14 protein-coding genes and 1 pseudogene are annotated in these 15,013 nt (G+C 65.8%); 1 reads left to right on the top strand and 14 read right to left on the bottom strand.

The genetic code is table 11. From position 1 onward, the window contains the following. Positions 1-71: 71 nt before the first annotated feature. The 6 genes from GH2_RS10615 to GH2_RS10590 form a co-directional block, all read right to left on the bottom strand. Complete coding sequence (locus tag GH2_RS10615) at positions 72-710, bottom strand: MspA family porin (protein WP_066167101.1); 639 nt, start codon at positions 708-710, stop codon at positions 72-74. Positions 711-742: 32 nt separating this feature from the next. Beyond that, the gene (locus GH2_RS10610; protein WP_066167098.1) at positions 743-1,372 is read right to left on the bottom strand and encodes an MspA family porin; all 630 of its coding nucleotides are present in this window, start codon (positions 1,370-1,372) and stop codon (positions 743-745) included. A gap of 350 nt (positions 1,373-1,722) precedes the next feature. Continuing rightward, positions 1,723-2,244 (bottom strand): MogA/MoaB family molybdenum cofactor biosynthesis protein, encoded by a 522-nt coding sequence (locus GH2_RS10605; RefSeq protein WP_066167095.1) that lies wholly within the window; start codon positions 2,242-2,244, stop codon positions 1,723-1,725. Positions 2,245-2,315: 71 nt separating this feature from the next. After that, the gene (locus GH2_RS10600) at positions 2,316-3,716 is read right to left on the bottom strand and encodes a S1C family serine protease (RefSeq protein ID WP_066167092.1); all 1,401 of its coding nucleotides are present in this window, start codon (positions 3,714-3,716) and stop codon (positions 2,316-2,318) included. A gap of 91 nt (positions 3,717-3,807) precedes the next feature. Next, positions 3,808-5,226 (bottom strand): HAMP domain-containing sensor histidine kinase, encoded by a 1,419-nt coding sequence (locus tag GH2_RS10595; protein ID WP_066167089.1) that lies wholly within the window; start codon positions 5,224-5,226, stop codon positions 3,808-3,810. Further along, complete coding sequence (locus GH2_RS10590; RefSeq protein WP_066167085.1) at positions 5,227-5,910, bottom strand: response regulator transcription factor; 684 nt, start codon at positions 5,908-5,910, stop codon at positions 5,227-5,229. 180 nt (positions 5,911-6,090) lie between these two features. Here GH2_RS10590 and GH2_RS10585 point away from each other — a divergent pair, with 180 nt between their 5' ends. Next, positions 6,091-6,861, top strand: a complete 771-nt coding sequence (locus tag GH2_RS10585) for an SDR family oxidoreductase (RefSeq protein WP_066167082.1) — start codon at positions 6,091-6,093, stop codon at positions 6,859-6,861. 41 nt (positions 6,862-6,902) lie between these two features. Here GH2_RS10585 and GH2_RS10580 read toward each other — a convergent pair. The 8 genes and pseudogenes from GH2_RS10580 to GH2_RS10545 all read right to left on the bottom strand — a co-directional run. Beyond that, positions 6,903-7,877: pseudogene (locus GH2_RS10580) on the bottom strand (ABC transporter ATP-binding protein); the annotation flags it as partial. A 42-nt stretch (positions 7,878-7,919) separates the two neighbouring features. Further along, positions 7,920-8,735 (bottom strand): hypothetical protein, encoded by an 816-nt coding sequence (locus tag GH2_RS10575; RefSeq protein ID WP_066167080.1) that lies wholly within the window; start codon positions 8,733-8,735, stop codon positions 7,920-7,922. Positions 8,736-8,814: 79 nt separating this feature from the next. Next, complete coding sequence (locus GH2_RS10570) at positions 8,815-9,771, bottom strand: MlaD family protein (RefSeq protein ID WP_066167077.1); 957 nt, start codon at positions 9,769-9,771, stop codon at positions 8,815-8,817. Beyond that, a complete protein-coding gene (locus GH2_RS10565) occupies positions 9,768-10,766 on the bottom strand; it encodes an MlaD family protein (RefSeq protein ID WP_244885361.1) in 999 nt (332 codons plus the stop codon). The genes GH2_RS10570 and GH2_RS10565 overlap by 4 nt, the downstream gene beginning before the upstream one ends. Further along, positions 10,763-11,884, bottom strand: coding sequence for an MlaD family protein (locus tag GH2_RS10560; protein ID WP_084247431.1), 1,122 nt, complete (start codon positions 11,882-11,884; stop codon positions 10,763-10,765). The genes GH2_RS10565 and GH2_RS10560 overlap by 4 nt, the downstream gene beginning before the upstream one ends. A gap of 1 nt (position 11,885) precedes the next feature. Further along, positions 11,886-12,893, bottom strand: coding sequence for an MlaD family protein (locus tag GH2_RS10555; RefSeq protein WP_084247430.1), 1,008 nt, complete (start codon positions 12,891-12,893; stop codon positions 11,886-11,888). Beyond that, positions 12,890-13,906: an MlaD family protein gene (locus GH2_RS10550; protein WP_066167073.1), complete on the bottom strand. Its 1,017-nt coding sequence runs from the start codon at positions 13,904-13,906 to the stop codon at positions 12,890-12,892. The genes GH2_RS10555 and GH2_RS10550 overlap by 4 nt, the downstream gene beginning before the upstream one ends. 2 nt (positions 13,907-13,908) lie before the next feature. Then, a complete protein-coding gene (locus GH2_RS10545) occupies positions 13,909-15,012 on the bottom strand; it encodes an MlaD family protein (RefSeq protein ID WP_066167070.1) in 1,104 nt (367 codons plus the stop codon). Between the last annotated feature and the right edge of the window lies 1 nt (position 15,013).

Below are 15,013 nucleotides of genomic sequence, written 5' to 3'. Positions count from 1 at the left end.
AGGCAATCGAGGAGAGCAAACAGCGAAGCCCACGACCTCACGGTCGTGGGCTTCGCTGCGATCGAGACTGATCAGCCGATGCTGAACGGCTTGCCGTACAGCGTGACGTTGCCGACGTAGGTGTCGGTCGAAACGCGGACGGTCACCTTGGCGCGAGCCTGGGCGTAGCCGGCGCAGCCGTCGACGCCGAAGCGCTCACCGCTGTAGGAAACGCCACCGGTGGCGTTACCGAAGGTGAAGGAGTTGGTCTCCGTGTCATCGACGACGGAGCGAACGATCGGAGCATACTTCGCCTGGCCGGGGCCCAGCTTGATTCCGCCGGTGCCGCTGACACTCGGAGCCGGGTCACTGCCGTCAAACTTCTGCGAGATGCCACCCTTGGCACCCATGTCGGCACCGAAGTTGACCTGGCAGCCGACGATGTACCCTGCAGAAACGGTACCGCCCTTCACATCACCGCTCGTGGTGACGCGCACCTTGCCGGAGACGCGAACCTCACGGGAGAGCGCAGTGCTGGTGACAGCCTTGCTGATGCGTGCCGATTCGTTGTACAGCTTGATCGTAACCTTGCCCTCGGGCAGGTTCTTGACCTTGGTGACGCTCGGCAACGACACGGCGTTGGCGGGAGCGGGAACCAGGCTGGCGCCCATGAGGGCGGCGCCAGCGATGGCGGCGGACGCTGCGGCGCCGCGGACTACACGCTTGTTCATAGTTCTACCTCGCTAAGTCTGTGAAACTCGGGTCAGCCGAGGCTGAACGGACGGCCGTACAGGTTCGCCTGCACGTAACCGCTCTTGCCGGACAGGGAGTCTTCTTCGGCCTCGTAGCCGTCGGCAGCGACGACCTGGACCAACGAGCGCGCCGAGGCGTACCCGCCGCACTGCTGGACATCGATCGAGAAGCTGTCGATCGCGACCGTGCCCTTGCCCTTCTTCAGTTTGATCTTGTCAGCCTTGGCGAAGACCACCTGGCCGGGAGCCAGCGGAACCGTCAGTCCACCGCTGACGCCAGCGCCAGTGAGGCTGATGTCCGCGCCGAGCGTTCCGCTGAAGCCTGCGAGGTTCACCTGGCAGCCGACCAGGTACCCGACGGTCATGACGCCGGTGCCCTTGCTCAGCGACGCCTTGTAGACGCCCGAGACGGCACCTGCGCGACCGGCGCCATTGGCGGCCAGCGAATGCATGATGCGCGAGCGCTCACCACTGCGAGAGATGTTCACGACCTGACCGTCGACACCGACGGCCTTGGTGTGCCCACCGGGTAGACGAGCAGCGTCTGCCTGCCCGGTTCCGACGACAACTGCTCCGGTCATTGCGGTCAGCGCTGCCGCGGCCAGGACCGCCGCTCGCTTTCCGACGCCACTCAACTTCACACGTATCACCCTTCATGTGGTCGACAGGTTTTGTCGCACCTAAGCCTGCTGGACTGACAGTATTCTCAGCCGCGGCTTAGGTTAACCCACCCGAGGGGTACTTGCAGAGTGTAGAAATCAGTTATGTGACCCTAAGTGAGAAGCATCACTTACCAGCCAGTTAGCTTGCTACGTCTCACCCGTAATGCGGTGGTCGATTCTCGTCATACCAGCGACGACCGCGTCCGGCGTGCGTATCCTCGTCAGGATCGGCGACCGTTTCGGGTAGATCGTCGCCGAAAACGGCGTCGAGCCGGCGTCGACGACGCCAGCTCTCCTCCGTCTCCCGATGCGCGTTCGTCGGCCCGGAATCAGAACTCACTGATGGCAGCGATCACGTGGTGCGCCAACGGAATCAGAGTCGCCATTCCATCGCGCACGGCGGCCCGTGACGACGACAGGTTGACGACCACCGTCTGACCAGAAATCCCAGCTACACCGCGGGAAAGGCCGGCATCCGCGGAGCCCGCAGACAGGCCCGAACTGCGGATCGCCTCCTCGATGCCGCGCAGGCGGCGATCCAACAACGGCTCGGCCGCTTCGGGGGTCACATCGCGTGCGCCCACCCCGACTCCGCCGACCGAGACGACGAGGTCCACGCCGCCGATGACGGCTGTATTGATCGCATTGCGAATCTCCACCTCGTCCCCCGACACGGCGGTGGTGGCATCGACGTGAAAGTCGGCTTCTTCGAGCAACTCCACCACGAGGGGACCGAGGCGATCGGGGACCTCACCGGCAACGGTTCGGTCGTCCACCACGATGACGAGTGCACGCGGGGTGACCAATCCTTGAACAGCTGCCTCAGCTTCGGCGTCTACGGCGTCAATCATTCATCCAACCTTTCGTCAAAGTTTACCGGTCGTTCAGGCCGGAACTGCGGCTCGGTACGTGAATCGTCGGATTAGCTGGCACCCAGGGTCACCTGAGCGGTCTTGGTCTGGCTCCCCACGTAGTACGTGATCTTCACCGTATCGCCCGGAGCGTACGAACGGATAGCGGCAACCAGAGCATCCGAGGCGGAGATCTTGCGATCGTCGACCTGAGTGATCACGGCACCCTCCGGAATTCCAGCTTTCCGCGCGGCGCCGCCGGGCACGACGGTCACCACCTGCGCGCCGGGCCGAGTGACGTCGGTGCTGGGGCGCACGGTCACGCCCAGGCTCGCCTGTTCCGCGGTGCCGCCGGAACGGAGTTGGTTGGCGATGCGCATCGCCTGGTCGACCGGGATCGCGAAGCCGAGGCCGATGCTGCCGGACTGCTCGGCGCCGCCGCTGATGGTGGCGATGGCCGAGTTGATGCCGATCAGCGCGCCCGCCGAGTTCACCAGCGCGCCGCCGGAGTTGCCGGGGTTGATCGCGGCGTCGGTCTGGATCGCATCCATCACCGACTCCTCGCCGTCGGCGCCGGACGTCGAGACCGGTCGGTTCAGGGAGCTGATGATGCCGGTGGTGACGGTGCCCTCCAGGCCCAGGGGCGAGCCGACGGCGATCACCTCCTGCCCCACCGAGAGATTGTTCGACTTGCCGATGGTGATCGGCGTCAGGCCGGTCTTGTCGGCCTGGATGACGGCGATGTCCGACGTCGGGTCGGTACCGAGGACCTTGGCCGTCGCACGACTTCCATCGTTGAAGCTGACCAGGATCTGGCTGGCCGGACTCCCGCCGCCCGCGCTGATCACGTGGTTGTTGGTGAGGATGACGCCGTTGTCGCTGAGGATGACGCCCGACCCCGAGCCCGACTTGTTGCCGACCACGACGGTGATCGAGACGACCGACGGCAGCACCTTGGCCGCGGTCTCCTGAACGGAGCCGGGCTCAGCCGCGGGCTGCTCGGTCATGGTCGGCCCGGAGGCGACGGTCGTCGACTGCGACGAACTGTTCCCCGACCCGTTCGCCAGCCAGGCGCCTGCGGCCCCACCCGCGCCACCGGCGAGCAAGGCGACGGCCGCGACCGCGACGATCGCCTTCTTGCCCGTGCCACCCGACTTCGGCGCGGGCGCGGGCGCTCCCGGCGGTGTGGCTCCGGGAGTCGGCGAGTCCGGCGGCGGTCCCCACGGCGGCTGTGCGCCCGCCGGGAACTGACCGGTCTGCGGCGCCGTCGGCGGAAACTGCCCCGTCTGCGGCGCGGTGGGGAACTGCCCCGTCGGGGTGGGACCGGCGTACCGCTCCCCCGGCCCGACTCCGCCGGTCGGTGCCGCACCGTACGCCGGGAATCCGCCGGTCTGCGGCTGGCTCGGAGGTTGATTCTGCGTGCCTGGGACCTGCCGCCAATCGTCGTTGCCGGGGTATTCGCCGTTCGTCATGAGATTCACCCTATTTCAGTTTTCTGTGAACTCTTTCGGGCCCAGGTGCTCAGAGCCTGCCAGATTCCTGCCAACTTGCTGTGGGTCGCGATCATCGCCGAACGACGATCGGCTCCGGTTCAGTATGGTGCGGCAATCCGGGCAGTCGCAGACGAATCAGCGCACCGCCTTCGTCGGACGCATCGGCGGTCGCGGTGCCGCCGATGCGGGTGACCACCTGTCGCACGATCGCCAGGCCCAGACCCGAGCCCGGCATGGAGCGGGTGGCGTCGGAGCGGTAGAACCGCTCGAAGACCATCTCGCGGTCCTCCGGTGCGATGCCCGGGCCCGCGTCGGCGAAACTCAGTTCGGCGGACGCCGGTCCCACCTGGGTCAAGCGGACGCGCACCGCGCGGCCGGGCGGACTCCATTTAGCGGCGTTGTCGAGCACATTGAGGACCGCGCGGGAGAGCGCGTGCTCCTCGCCGAACACGAACCACGGTGTGGTCTGCACGTCGAAGTCGATGTCGGTGCGACGCCGACGGACGCGTTCGAGCGCACTGTCGAGCACCTCCTCCAGGTCCACTTCCTGGTGCACAGCTTCGAGTGCGTCGTCGCGGGCCAGGTCGACGAGATCGCCGACGAGGGTCGAGAGCTCCTCGATCTGCGCCATCACATCCGATCGCAGCTCCACCATGTCGGCCGCGGGCACCGCGGGCGCGCCGGGAGCCGACGACGCGATGAGCAGTTCGAGGTTGGTGCGCAACGACGTGAGCGGCGTCTTCAGTTCATGACCGGCGTCGGCGACGAGTCGCGCCTGCTGATCGCGCGATTCGGCGAGCGCCCGCAGCATCGTGTTGAAACTCTCGGTGAGCCGAGCGAGCTCATCGGTGCCGGTTACTGGAATGGGCGTCAGGTCCTGCGTCCGCGCGACGCGCTCGGCCGCCGCGGTGAGTCGGGTGACCGGGCGCAGACCGGTCCTGGCCACTGCCGTTCCCGCGATGGCGGCGAACGCGACACCGACGCCGCCGACGATGAACAGGACCGACGCCAGGCGTGCGAGGACGGCGTCGGTGCGCGCCAGCGACTGCGCCAGGACGAGCGTGCTGCCGTCGGACAGCTTCCGCGCGAGCACCCGGTAATTGCCGGTGGTGCGCAGACTCTGATTGAGTTTGCCGGGCGGATTGGTGGAGTTCGCGACAGCGCGTTCCGGATCGCCGAAGGGGACCTGCCCGACCGAGACCGCGTGGCCGTCCTGCTGGACGAGAGCGATGGTGATCGACGTCGAGAACACCGTTCCGGCGAGCAGTGCCTCGGGTCCGTTGTTGAGCCTGCCGAGCTTCGCCAGCGCGGTGAGTCCGTCGGCTCGGGCGACGAGTTGAGTGTCGACGTCGTTGTACATCGAGCGCGACACCACGAAATAGGCGGCGCCCGCCATCAAGACGGCCGACAGGAGCACCACGGCGGCGGCGAGCAGCGCGACCCGGCGCCGCAGAGAGATCGCCCGGGTGAGGCGGAGGGGACTGCGCACCTACGGGGTTCCTTCACGCAGCACGTATCCGACACCGCGCACGGTGTGAATCAGGCGCGACTCCCCCTCGGCTTCGGTCTTGCGACGCAGATAACCGATGTACACCTCGAGCGCATTACCGGAGGTCGGGAAGTCGTAGCCCCAGACCTCCTCGAGGATCCGACTGCGCGTCAGCACTCGTTTGGGGTTGCTCATCAGCATCTCCAGCAGCGCGAATTCGGTGCGCGTGAGGCTGATCTGCCGTTCGCCACGCGTAACCTCGCGCGTCACCGGATCCAGTGTGAGGTCGGCGTACGAGACGGCCTCCGACTCCTCTTCTTCTCGGGTCGTCCGACGCAGGAGCGAGCGCAGGCGTGCGAGCAGTTCCTCCAGCGCGAAGGGCTTCGGCAGGTAATCGTCGGCGCCGGCGTCGAGTCCGCTGACGCGCTCGGACACCGAGTCGCGGGCGGTGAGCACGAGAATCGGCAGGTCGTCGCCCGCCGAACGCAGTCGACGGCAGACCTCGAGGCCGTCGAGTCGCGGCATCATCACGTCGAGCACCATGAGGTCGGGACGGTCCGCGATGACCTTCTCCAACGCCTCGAGTCCGTCGCCCGCGGTATCGACGGTGTAGCCGTTGAAGGTCAGCGAACGTCGCAGAGACTCTCGGACAGCACGGTCGTCGTCCACCACCAGGATGCGCATGAATACAGTCTTATCTCCACAACTGAGATTCGACTGAGCGAACACGCCGGTCGACGCGCATCCTCGGCCGTCCGATACGTCTGAGCACTCGCATAGAGAAACCGCAAAGGGCTACAGTTCTTACTGGACAGTAATGTTGAGGCGGGGACAGATCCTCGCAGTTCACAGTGAGGAATCTCTATGCCTTCCATCTTCATCTCCGGCGGCGCAGCAGGCATCGGGCTGGCGACGGCGAAGCGGTTCGCCGCCGAGGGCTGGACCGTCGGCGTGTACGACGTCAGCGAGGAGGCACTGGCCGCGGTCGCCGCCGAGCACCCGGACTTCATCACGGGCGTCCTCGACGTGCGCGACCCCGAACAGTGGTCGACGCGGCTGGCCGAGTTCACCTCGCACACCGGCGGCCGGCTGGACGTGCTCGACAACAATGCGGGGATCCTGGTCGCCGGCCCGCTGGCGGAGATCTCGCCGGACGTCATCAAAGCGCAGGTCGACATCGACGCCCTCGGCGTCACCTTCGGTGCCCAGGCCGCGCACCCCTACCTCAAGGCCACGCCGAAATCGCATCTGGTCAACATCGCCTCGGCGTCGGCCATCTACGGCCAGCCCGGAATCGCGACGTACAGCGCCACCAAGTTCTACGTCGCCGGACTCACCGAAGCGCTGGAACTCGAATGGGCGCCCGACGACATCCGCGTCGTCAGCATCTGGCCGCTGTGGGCGAACACCGCCCTGGCCGACGCCGACGCGAAGTCCATCAAGACGCTCGGCGTCCGCATCACGCCCGAGCAGGTGGCCGACAAGGTGTGGGAGTCGGTCCACCCCACCGCCGCCGACCGTGCGCTGAGCCGCACCAGCTACTCCGTCGGCCTCCAGACCACGCTGCTCGGAAACGCCGCGAAGTTCATCCCGAACGTACTGAACCGAACGGTGAACAAACTCATCGCGCAGTGACCCGTGCCCCCGAGCCCGCGAGGTCACTCCACGGCGGACAGCGCCAGGCTCTTGCGGATGGCCTCCTGGGCGCGCGGGGGCAGGGTGGGCAGGATCTCCAGCACGTGTTGGCGGTGGCGGATCGCGGCTTGCCGGACCGGTAGGCCGGGGTTCGGCTGGACCTGCGGGATGATCTCGGAGAAGTCCTCGGTGGTGCCGCCGCCGGAGATCCCGGCCGCCTGCATCGCCGACTCGGCGGCCGCGACCGCGGAGTCCTTCTCCTCGGACATGCCGATCGGCCCGAACCGGTCACCGGACAAGAACTGCTTGACCACCGGCTGCTCCGACGTCAGCAGCTGTTCACGCGGACCGAACATCACCAGCTCCTTACGGAACAGCATGCCGATGTTGTCCGGAATCGTGCGGGCGATGTTGATGTTGTGCGTGACCACCAGAATCGTCGCATCGATCTCGGCGTTGATGTCGATCAGCAACTGCGAGATGTAGGCGGTCCGCACCGGGTCCAGACCCGAGTCCGGCTCGTCACACAAGATGATCTCCGGATCCAGCACCAACGCGCGCGCCAGCCCGGCACGCTTGCGCATACCGCCGGAGATCTCACCGGGCAGCTTGCCCTCGGCGCCGGCCAGACCGACCAGCTCCATCTTCTCCAGCACGATGCGCCGGATCTCGTCTTCCTTCTTCTTCGTGTGCTCACGCAACGGGAAGGCGATGTTGTCGAACAACGTCATCGACCCGAACAGCGCGCCGTCCTGAAACAGGACGCCGAACAGCTTCCGGATCTCGTACAGCTCCTTGGCCGAGCACTCGGTGATGTCGGTGCCATCGACGATGACCGATCCCTGCTCGGGATGCAGCAGACCGATCAACGTCTTCAAGAACACCGACTTGCCGGTACCCGACGGCCCCAACAGTGCACTGACCTCACCTCGCGGCAGCGTCAACGACACGTCTCGCCAGATGTTCTGCGACCCGAACGACTTCGTCAGATTCGCCACACTGACCTCAACACCCATGACCTCGTCCTTCCTCTCTGCTCGTCGCGGCGCGGGGCCCGGTCAGTCGCCCGCGGGGGTCGACGGCTGGTTCGGTGTCGGTGCGGCGGGATTCTGCGTCGCCGGCGGCGTACCGTCCGCGGGTGTCGCGCCGTCCGCATTGAGATTGGTGCCGTTGCTGGTGATCGCGGTGATCTTCCAGTCCTGAGCCTTGTCGATCGTCAGCTTGTACGTCGCGGTGGTCTCGACGCCGTCGGCCGGCGCCTGCACATTCTTGGTCACGATGCCGACGAACGCGTCGACCTGATAGACGTCGCCGTCGACCGAGGTCACCTTCGCCGAGATCGGCGACGCTGTGGACGACCACTGCAACGGTCGCAGCAACTGCTCCATCTGACCGGCCGCATTGCGGAGTCTGGTGCCGAGCTCGGGGGTGGTGTTCGCGGTCAGCCGCTTGAGCCAGCCCTGCGTGTCCTCGTAGCTCATCTCCGCGGCTCCCGCCGAGTAGTCCAGCGCCACCTTCTCCGCATGCGCGGTGTCGGCGTCGGCGGCCTTCATGCCGTCGAGTTCGGACGAGAGGGAGACCACCAGCCAGGCCAGCACCGCGACGACCGCCACGATCGCCACAACGACGACGCCTGCGAGAAACTCCTTGATGCTGATCGTTCGATTGGAGAGCTTCGCGAGGGCGGCCCGGCCTCGCGACGACTCCTCGGCGTCGACGGCGGGTGCCTGCGTGTCCTGCGCAGCAGAGACCGACGGCTTCTCCGTCGCCGGTTCGGGCCGCGGACGGGGCGATGCGATGTCGACGGCTTCTTCGGCGATCGGCGTCTCGGTGGTTTCGTCAGCGCGTTCCGGCGCCATGGTGTTCCCGCTCATTGTGAACTCCTCAGGATCGGTCTTGGTGATGTCTCTGGACGGTGCGGCATCCGCCTCAGGCGGCGATCTCAGGCATGGGTTACCGTCCTCCCCCGGGAATGTGGATGGTCAGTCCGCCGCGGTTCGTGGCCGCGATCAGGGTGTCGAGGAACTTCCCGGCGTCAACGGTGCGCATCGACGCCGCGCCCGCCGCCGTCACCGGCAGGAGGTTCTCGCCGATGATCTTCAGGTCGCCCGAGTTGTCGTCCAAGAACTTCTGCAACAGTGCGACGAGGGGGCTCGCGCCTTCGGTGATGCCCGTGTACATGGGGCCCGACCAGTCGATCGCGTCCTTCACCCCGTCTTCGAGGTAAGCGAACATCTTGCCGAAGTCGCGGATCTCGGGGGTGAGCCGAGCCATGTCGCCGGGGAGACGCGACGACTGCATGAGCAGCGGCTGCATGGTCGCCAGCAGGGTGCGCAGCGAATCCTCGTTGCGCATCATCTGCGTCACGAGCAGCTCACCCACTCGGTTCAAGTCGCCCAGCACCTCGATGTCGTCGGGCAGGCCCGCGTTGAGCTGATGGAAGACGTTCTTGACCTGCTTCGGATCGACCTGGGTGAGCACCTCGGTGACCTGCTTCGACATGTCTTTGAAGGTCGACGCCTCCCGCACGCGCGGTCCGGCGATGGTGGCGTGATCGGCCAGGTAGGGCCCGGCCTCCGTCGTGGGCAGCACGGCCACATAGGCCTCGCCGAGCGCGGAGAGGTTGTCGATGCGGAAATCACTGGCGGTCGGAATCTGCTGTGAGTCCTGGTAGTCCCAGGTGATCTTGGCCCCCTCGGGGGTCTGCGAGATCTCGGTGACGTGCCCGATCTCGATGCCGCGCAAGAGGACGCGTGATCCGACCAGGATGCCGTTGGTGTCCTGGACGGTGATGCTCGCGTACTTGGCGCCGACGGTCATCAGGTGCAGGCCCACATTGAAGATGTAGAGCACCGACACAACCAGGATCACCAGCATCCCCAGCACGGACAGTCGTGTCTTGGTGATCATCGGACCACCCCCAGGATGCGCAGGATCGATGCCGAGTCCGCGAGCATCTGCTTGTCGCTTCCCTTGGCCTTCACCGAGGTGATCGCGACGCGCGGATTCTTCAGGAACGGCTTCAGCGTGTTGCTGACGAAGTCGTTCGCGCCGGCCACCATGCGGTCGCCCGCCGGCCAGATGGGTGCCGCGTTCTCGGCCGCCTCGGCGATCGAGGTCAGCAAGGGAACCACCCAGAGACCGCCGGTGAACACCGACCCGACGGAGGGCAGCAGGGTCGCGATGTGTCGGACCAGCGAGTATCCGACCGTCTTGTAATAGTCGATGCCCTGATCTCCGAAAACGTGCTCGATCTGCACGCGACTCGCGGGGAACGACTTCGCGACGCCGTCGAGCCCGGTGAGCAGTCGGTCGATCTCCCCGAGGTTGCCCGCAAGGTCGTCGAGGTCGGTCGCCACCGTTGATGCGAGCCTGCGCACGTCTTTGATCTGCGGCAGCGTCTTGTTCAGCGTGACCATCGTGTCCTGGACTTTCTGGACGGTTCCACCGTTGACGAAGTAGGCGAGCACCGCGATCGTGTCCTCCAGCGTCGGCGGCGACGTGGTTCGCGACATCGGCACCACCGAACCGTCGTGCAGGTTGCCTGCGTTCGTCGGATTCTCGGGCGGGGTGAAGCCGAGATAGGTGTCGCCCAGCGGGGTGTTCTGGCGAATGATCGCCGTCGAGTCGGCGGGCACCGGGCGCGACGCGGTGAGTCCGACGACGACGTCGACGCCGTCCTTGGACTCGTTGAGTTCCTTGACCCGCCCGACCTGCAGTCCGTTCATCATCACGTCGGCGCCGGTCGGCAGGTTCAGCACACTGGCGAACTTCAGCGTCACTTCGTAGTCCGCGCTCACCCCGGCCTTGACCGACGGCAGGCGGTTGGGGCTCAGCGAGCAGCCCGACATCACCAGCATCACCGGGACGAGGACCGCGAGGATCCACAGGAATCTGGTCTTCACTTCGCCCCCGCCTTCAGCACCAGGTCGATCGGGTTGACCGACGTCGTCTGGTTGGTTCCGCGCTTGCACGCCTTCCCCAACGCCTTGCACTGCTGCGCACTGACCGTCACCGACGGCGCCTGGTACGGAACCGACAGCGCACCGGTGGCCGCGGTCTGATCGCGCAACGCGTCACCGATCGCCGGTGTGAGCGACTTCAGGTTCGTGCGCCACGTGGGTGCGTTGCCTGCGATCGCCGACACCACCGGCGACCCGACGTCGAGCACGATCTTCTCCAGTTCCGGCCCGTAGTGCTTCCAGACGTCGTACATGAGCGCGATGGTCCATCCGATGCCGCGGCAGAACTTGGCGACCTTGTAGAACAGTCCAGTACCAAGGCTTGCGACGGAGGCTCCCTGGTCGGCGAGGGACATGATCTGTTCCCAGTGCTTCAGCGCCGCGTCGGTCAGGGGCGCCATGTCGGCGATCGACGCACCGATGTCGGCGGTGAACGCGTCCGGGTTCTTGGCTGCGTCCGCTGCGTTGCGGAACATCGAGTTGGCTTTGGCGCCGGTGCCGTCGAGCGCCAGATCGGCACCGGACAGGGCCCGTTGCAGGTCGTCGCCACCGTTGGCCGACAGCCCCTCAAGGAAGTCCGACGCCGACCCGGCGACCTCGCTGATCGGTTTCGGGGTGAAGCTGTTCTGCATCGAGATGCAGTGCCCTGCCTCCAGCACCGGCCCGGTCGCATAATTGCCGACGAGTTCGAGACTGCGGTCGGCCAACAACGACTTGGAGCGCGTGACGGCCTTCACCGTGGCCGGGTAGGCACGGCCTGAGTCCAATGAGAACGTGACCCGGACCCGCGGACCGTGGGCGCTGATCTGCGTCACCGAGCCGACTTTCACCCCCATCTGGGTGACCGGGTTCCCTTCGTACAGCCCGATGGCGTCGGTGAAGTCGACGCAGAAGCCGTCGCCGCCTCCGGTTCCTGCGGAGGTCGTCGCGGCACTGCTGAAGCCGAAGCCGGTCGCCGTCACCCCGATCGCCACCGCGGTCGTCACGGCCAGCGCGCCGAAGACGCGGCGGCGGAGCCGAGAAGCACGCGGAGCCGGCACGGCGTCGTTGATGTCAGTCATCTCAGCACTCCTTTCCGGGGAGCGGGATGCACAGGTTCTCCAGCATCAGCTGACCGTTGCTCAGCTGGCGCAGGCTGCCAGGCGTGAGCGACGTCTTCAGCTTGTCGCGCATGCCGATGAGCCCGTTGATCGTCGGTTCCAATTCCGTCTCCATCGTGCGGATCTGCGCCATGATCGATCGGATCTGCGGTTCGTAGGCCTGGCTGTTGACCAGGTAGGTGCGGAACGTGGGTCCCGCCTTGTAGAGCACGTCGGAGAACAGTTGATAGGCGTAGTCGAAGCCGGTCGAGTTGACGTGATAGCTGGTCACCACCGAGTCGAGCTTCTTGATCAGCGTGAACACGAAGTCCTTGTTCGTATTGAAGGTGTTCAGATAGGTCGAGGCCAGTTCCGCGATCTGGTGGACCTGATCACGCTGCTTCGCGAAGACCTCGGTGACCGAGTCGAGCCCGTCGACGATCGAGCGGAGCGACGTGTCGTTCTTCCCGAGCGCATCGGCCACCTGCTTGATGTTGGAGTGCCACGTCGGCGTCTCGATGCCGTCGGTGGTGTGCGGCGCCGCCTGAATCACGTCGCCGATCGAGTAGGGCACCGTCACTCGCGTCGCGGGAATGGTGTCCGTCAATTCGTCGGTGCCGCGGGGGATGATGGTGATCGCGTAGCCGCCGACCGGCGTGAGCATCCGGACGTCGACGCTCGCCTGGTCTCCGACGAACGCGGAGTCGTCGATCCGCGCCTCGATCAGAACCGAGTCCTGTTGCATCGTCACCGCGGAGACCTTGCCGACGACGATGCCCGCGATCCGGACGTCCTCGCCCGTGTGGATCGACGCGGCGTCCGTCACCTCGAAGGTGATCGCCTTCTTGCCGGGCGGATGGATGTACAGCACGAACACACCGGCGAGCAGCAGGATCACCACGACGATCACACCGAGTCCGAGCAGCCGGTGGTCGGCATCGTGCTGCGCCTTCTTCTTGCGGAACGTCGGCACCTTGCCCAAGAGGGTCATGGGTTGCACAGGGTCACCTGCCTGTCGTCGATGAAGAACTTCGCCTCGAGCGGGATCTTCGCGGTCCCGTTCGCACACTTCGGGTAGGGCTCCTGGAATCCGTCGGTGCCCTTCAGTCCCTCCAACGCATTGGGCATGAGATCGAACACGCCGAACAGCTGCGTCGCGTTCTTGAAGATCGCCTTGATGCGACGCGGCATGTCGGTGTCGTCGCGAACGTTGAACGCCGTCAGGATCCGGTCGATCGGCTCGAACAACGCCGGGCCCGCGGAGGCCGTCACCGCGAACTCGTCGAGGACGGTGGTCGCGCTGGTGATCGGGAGATCGATGGCGTGGAGGAACTCCATGACATTCTGGTTCCGTCCGCCCATCACATCGGAGATCCGTGCCAGATTCTCGGTCAGCTTCGACACGACTTGTTGTCGGCTCTTGGCGTACTTCGTCAGTTTCTGGGTGCTGTCGAGCATCGGCCCCAAGCCCGATCCATCTCCTTGGAGGAGGGCGATCGCGTTCTCGCTGAACTCGTTGATGTCCTTGTTCTGCATGGTCGACAGGACCGGTTGCAGTCCGTTGAACAGTTCCGTGATGTCGAAGGACGGAACGGTGTGGCTCGCGGGCACGTGGCTGATGCGGGGTCCGGACTCATCGTCGCCGCGGACGTCGACGTACCGCACACCGGTCAAGTTCTGGTACTTGATCGCCAGTCTCGTCGCGTCGGTGATCGAGTGATCCTCGTCGAGGGTGAACTCGACGCGGGCGAGCGGTTTGTCGCGTGCCTCGCCCTCGATGAGTTCGACCTTCGTGACCTTGCCCACGCGCTTGCCCTTGTACCGGACGTCGCCGTTCGGGTGCAGGCCGGACGCGTCGGTGAAGTCGGCGGAATACGAGCGCGTGCTCTCCTCGACGGGGTTGCGCATCGCATTGATCACCAGGATGAACAACAGGAGTGCGCAGACCGCGACCGCCGCCACCTTGGCACTCGAGATCAGTGTCTGTACTCGTGGTGAGGCCACCGTCAGTCCTCCTTCTTCGTGACGTGGTGATCCGGTGTCGCGCCCGGGCGCACGCCCATGGCGGCCATCGACTGCGCGACGCCGGGCACGGAGTCCAAGAGGATCCGCAGTTGCAGCGTCTGCTGTCCCTTCGGACCGCGGAAACTGCGTTGGAGACCTTCGATGGCTTCCTGCAACTTCGTCATGGTCGACGCGTCGCCCATCACTCCGGGAACTTCGTCGGTCAGGTACTTGATCGCGGTGACCACCGGCGTGAGCTCGGCGGAGTGCGAGCCCAGGAGCTTGCCGATCGCGCCGAACAACCCGTCCGAAGCCACGGTCAGCGACCTGTTCATCAGGTCGTGGTAGGCCTTGTCGACCCCGCGCGATCCGTCCGGCAGCCGATTGAAACTGCTGTTGGTGATCGCATCCAGGGCACCGAGTGCCTCGATGTTCGTCTTGGGGAAGACCGCGGTGATGTCGTTCATCCGCGCCATCAGCGTGCTCGGCAACTGCTTCTGCGTGCGCGCCACACTGTCACTGACGACGATCAGCGTCTGGACCAGCGGCGCGAGACCGGACGCGTAGTCGGTCACCTTGTTCAGACTGTCGATGACATCACGGGTGAGGCTGCCGTCCACGACGATCGAGCCGTGCTCGATCATGGTCGACATGGTGAAGTCGGGGGCCGAATCGCGACGGATCGTCTGTCCTTCGCGGATCGATCCGCCGCCGGCCTTAGCGATCAGGTTGATCGCGGTGGTGCCGAAGTAGTTGGCTGGACGGAAGTCGACGTCGAAGGCGTCGGTGAGGCTCGCAGCCGCGGAGTCGTCGAGCGCGATGTCCACGTGCACCGAGTACGGGTCGGTGGAGTCGACGTCGGTCACCACGCCGACCTCGGCGCCGCGCAGTAGCACCTTGCTCTTGGCCTGCAGCCCCGGTCCGACCGTCGGCAGCACCAGGTGCACCGTCCGCCCCGATGGCGCCGAGGCCCTGGGGTAGACGATCACGATCGCCGCGATGGCGAGGACGATCACGAGGATGGCGGCGACGCCGGAGGTCACGAGAGCCCGAAGCTGGGTGCCGCCGCTGCCGCGGACGAAGTCTTGGTTGATTGCTTTTGCCATG

The sequence above is a fragment of the Gordonia hydrophobica NBRC 16057 genome, assembly GCF_001592365.1.
GTDB lineage: Bacteria > Actinomycetota > Actinomycetes > Mycobacteriales > Mycobacteriaceae > Gordonia > Gordonia hydrophobica.
Note: the sequence above shows the minus strand (reverse complement) of the source record. Positions and strands in the feature narration are given on the sequence as shown.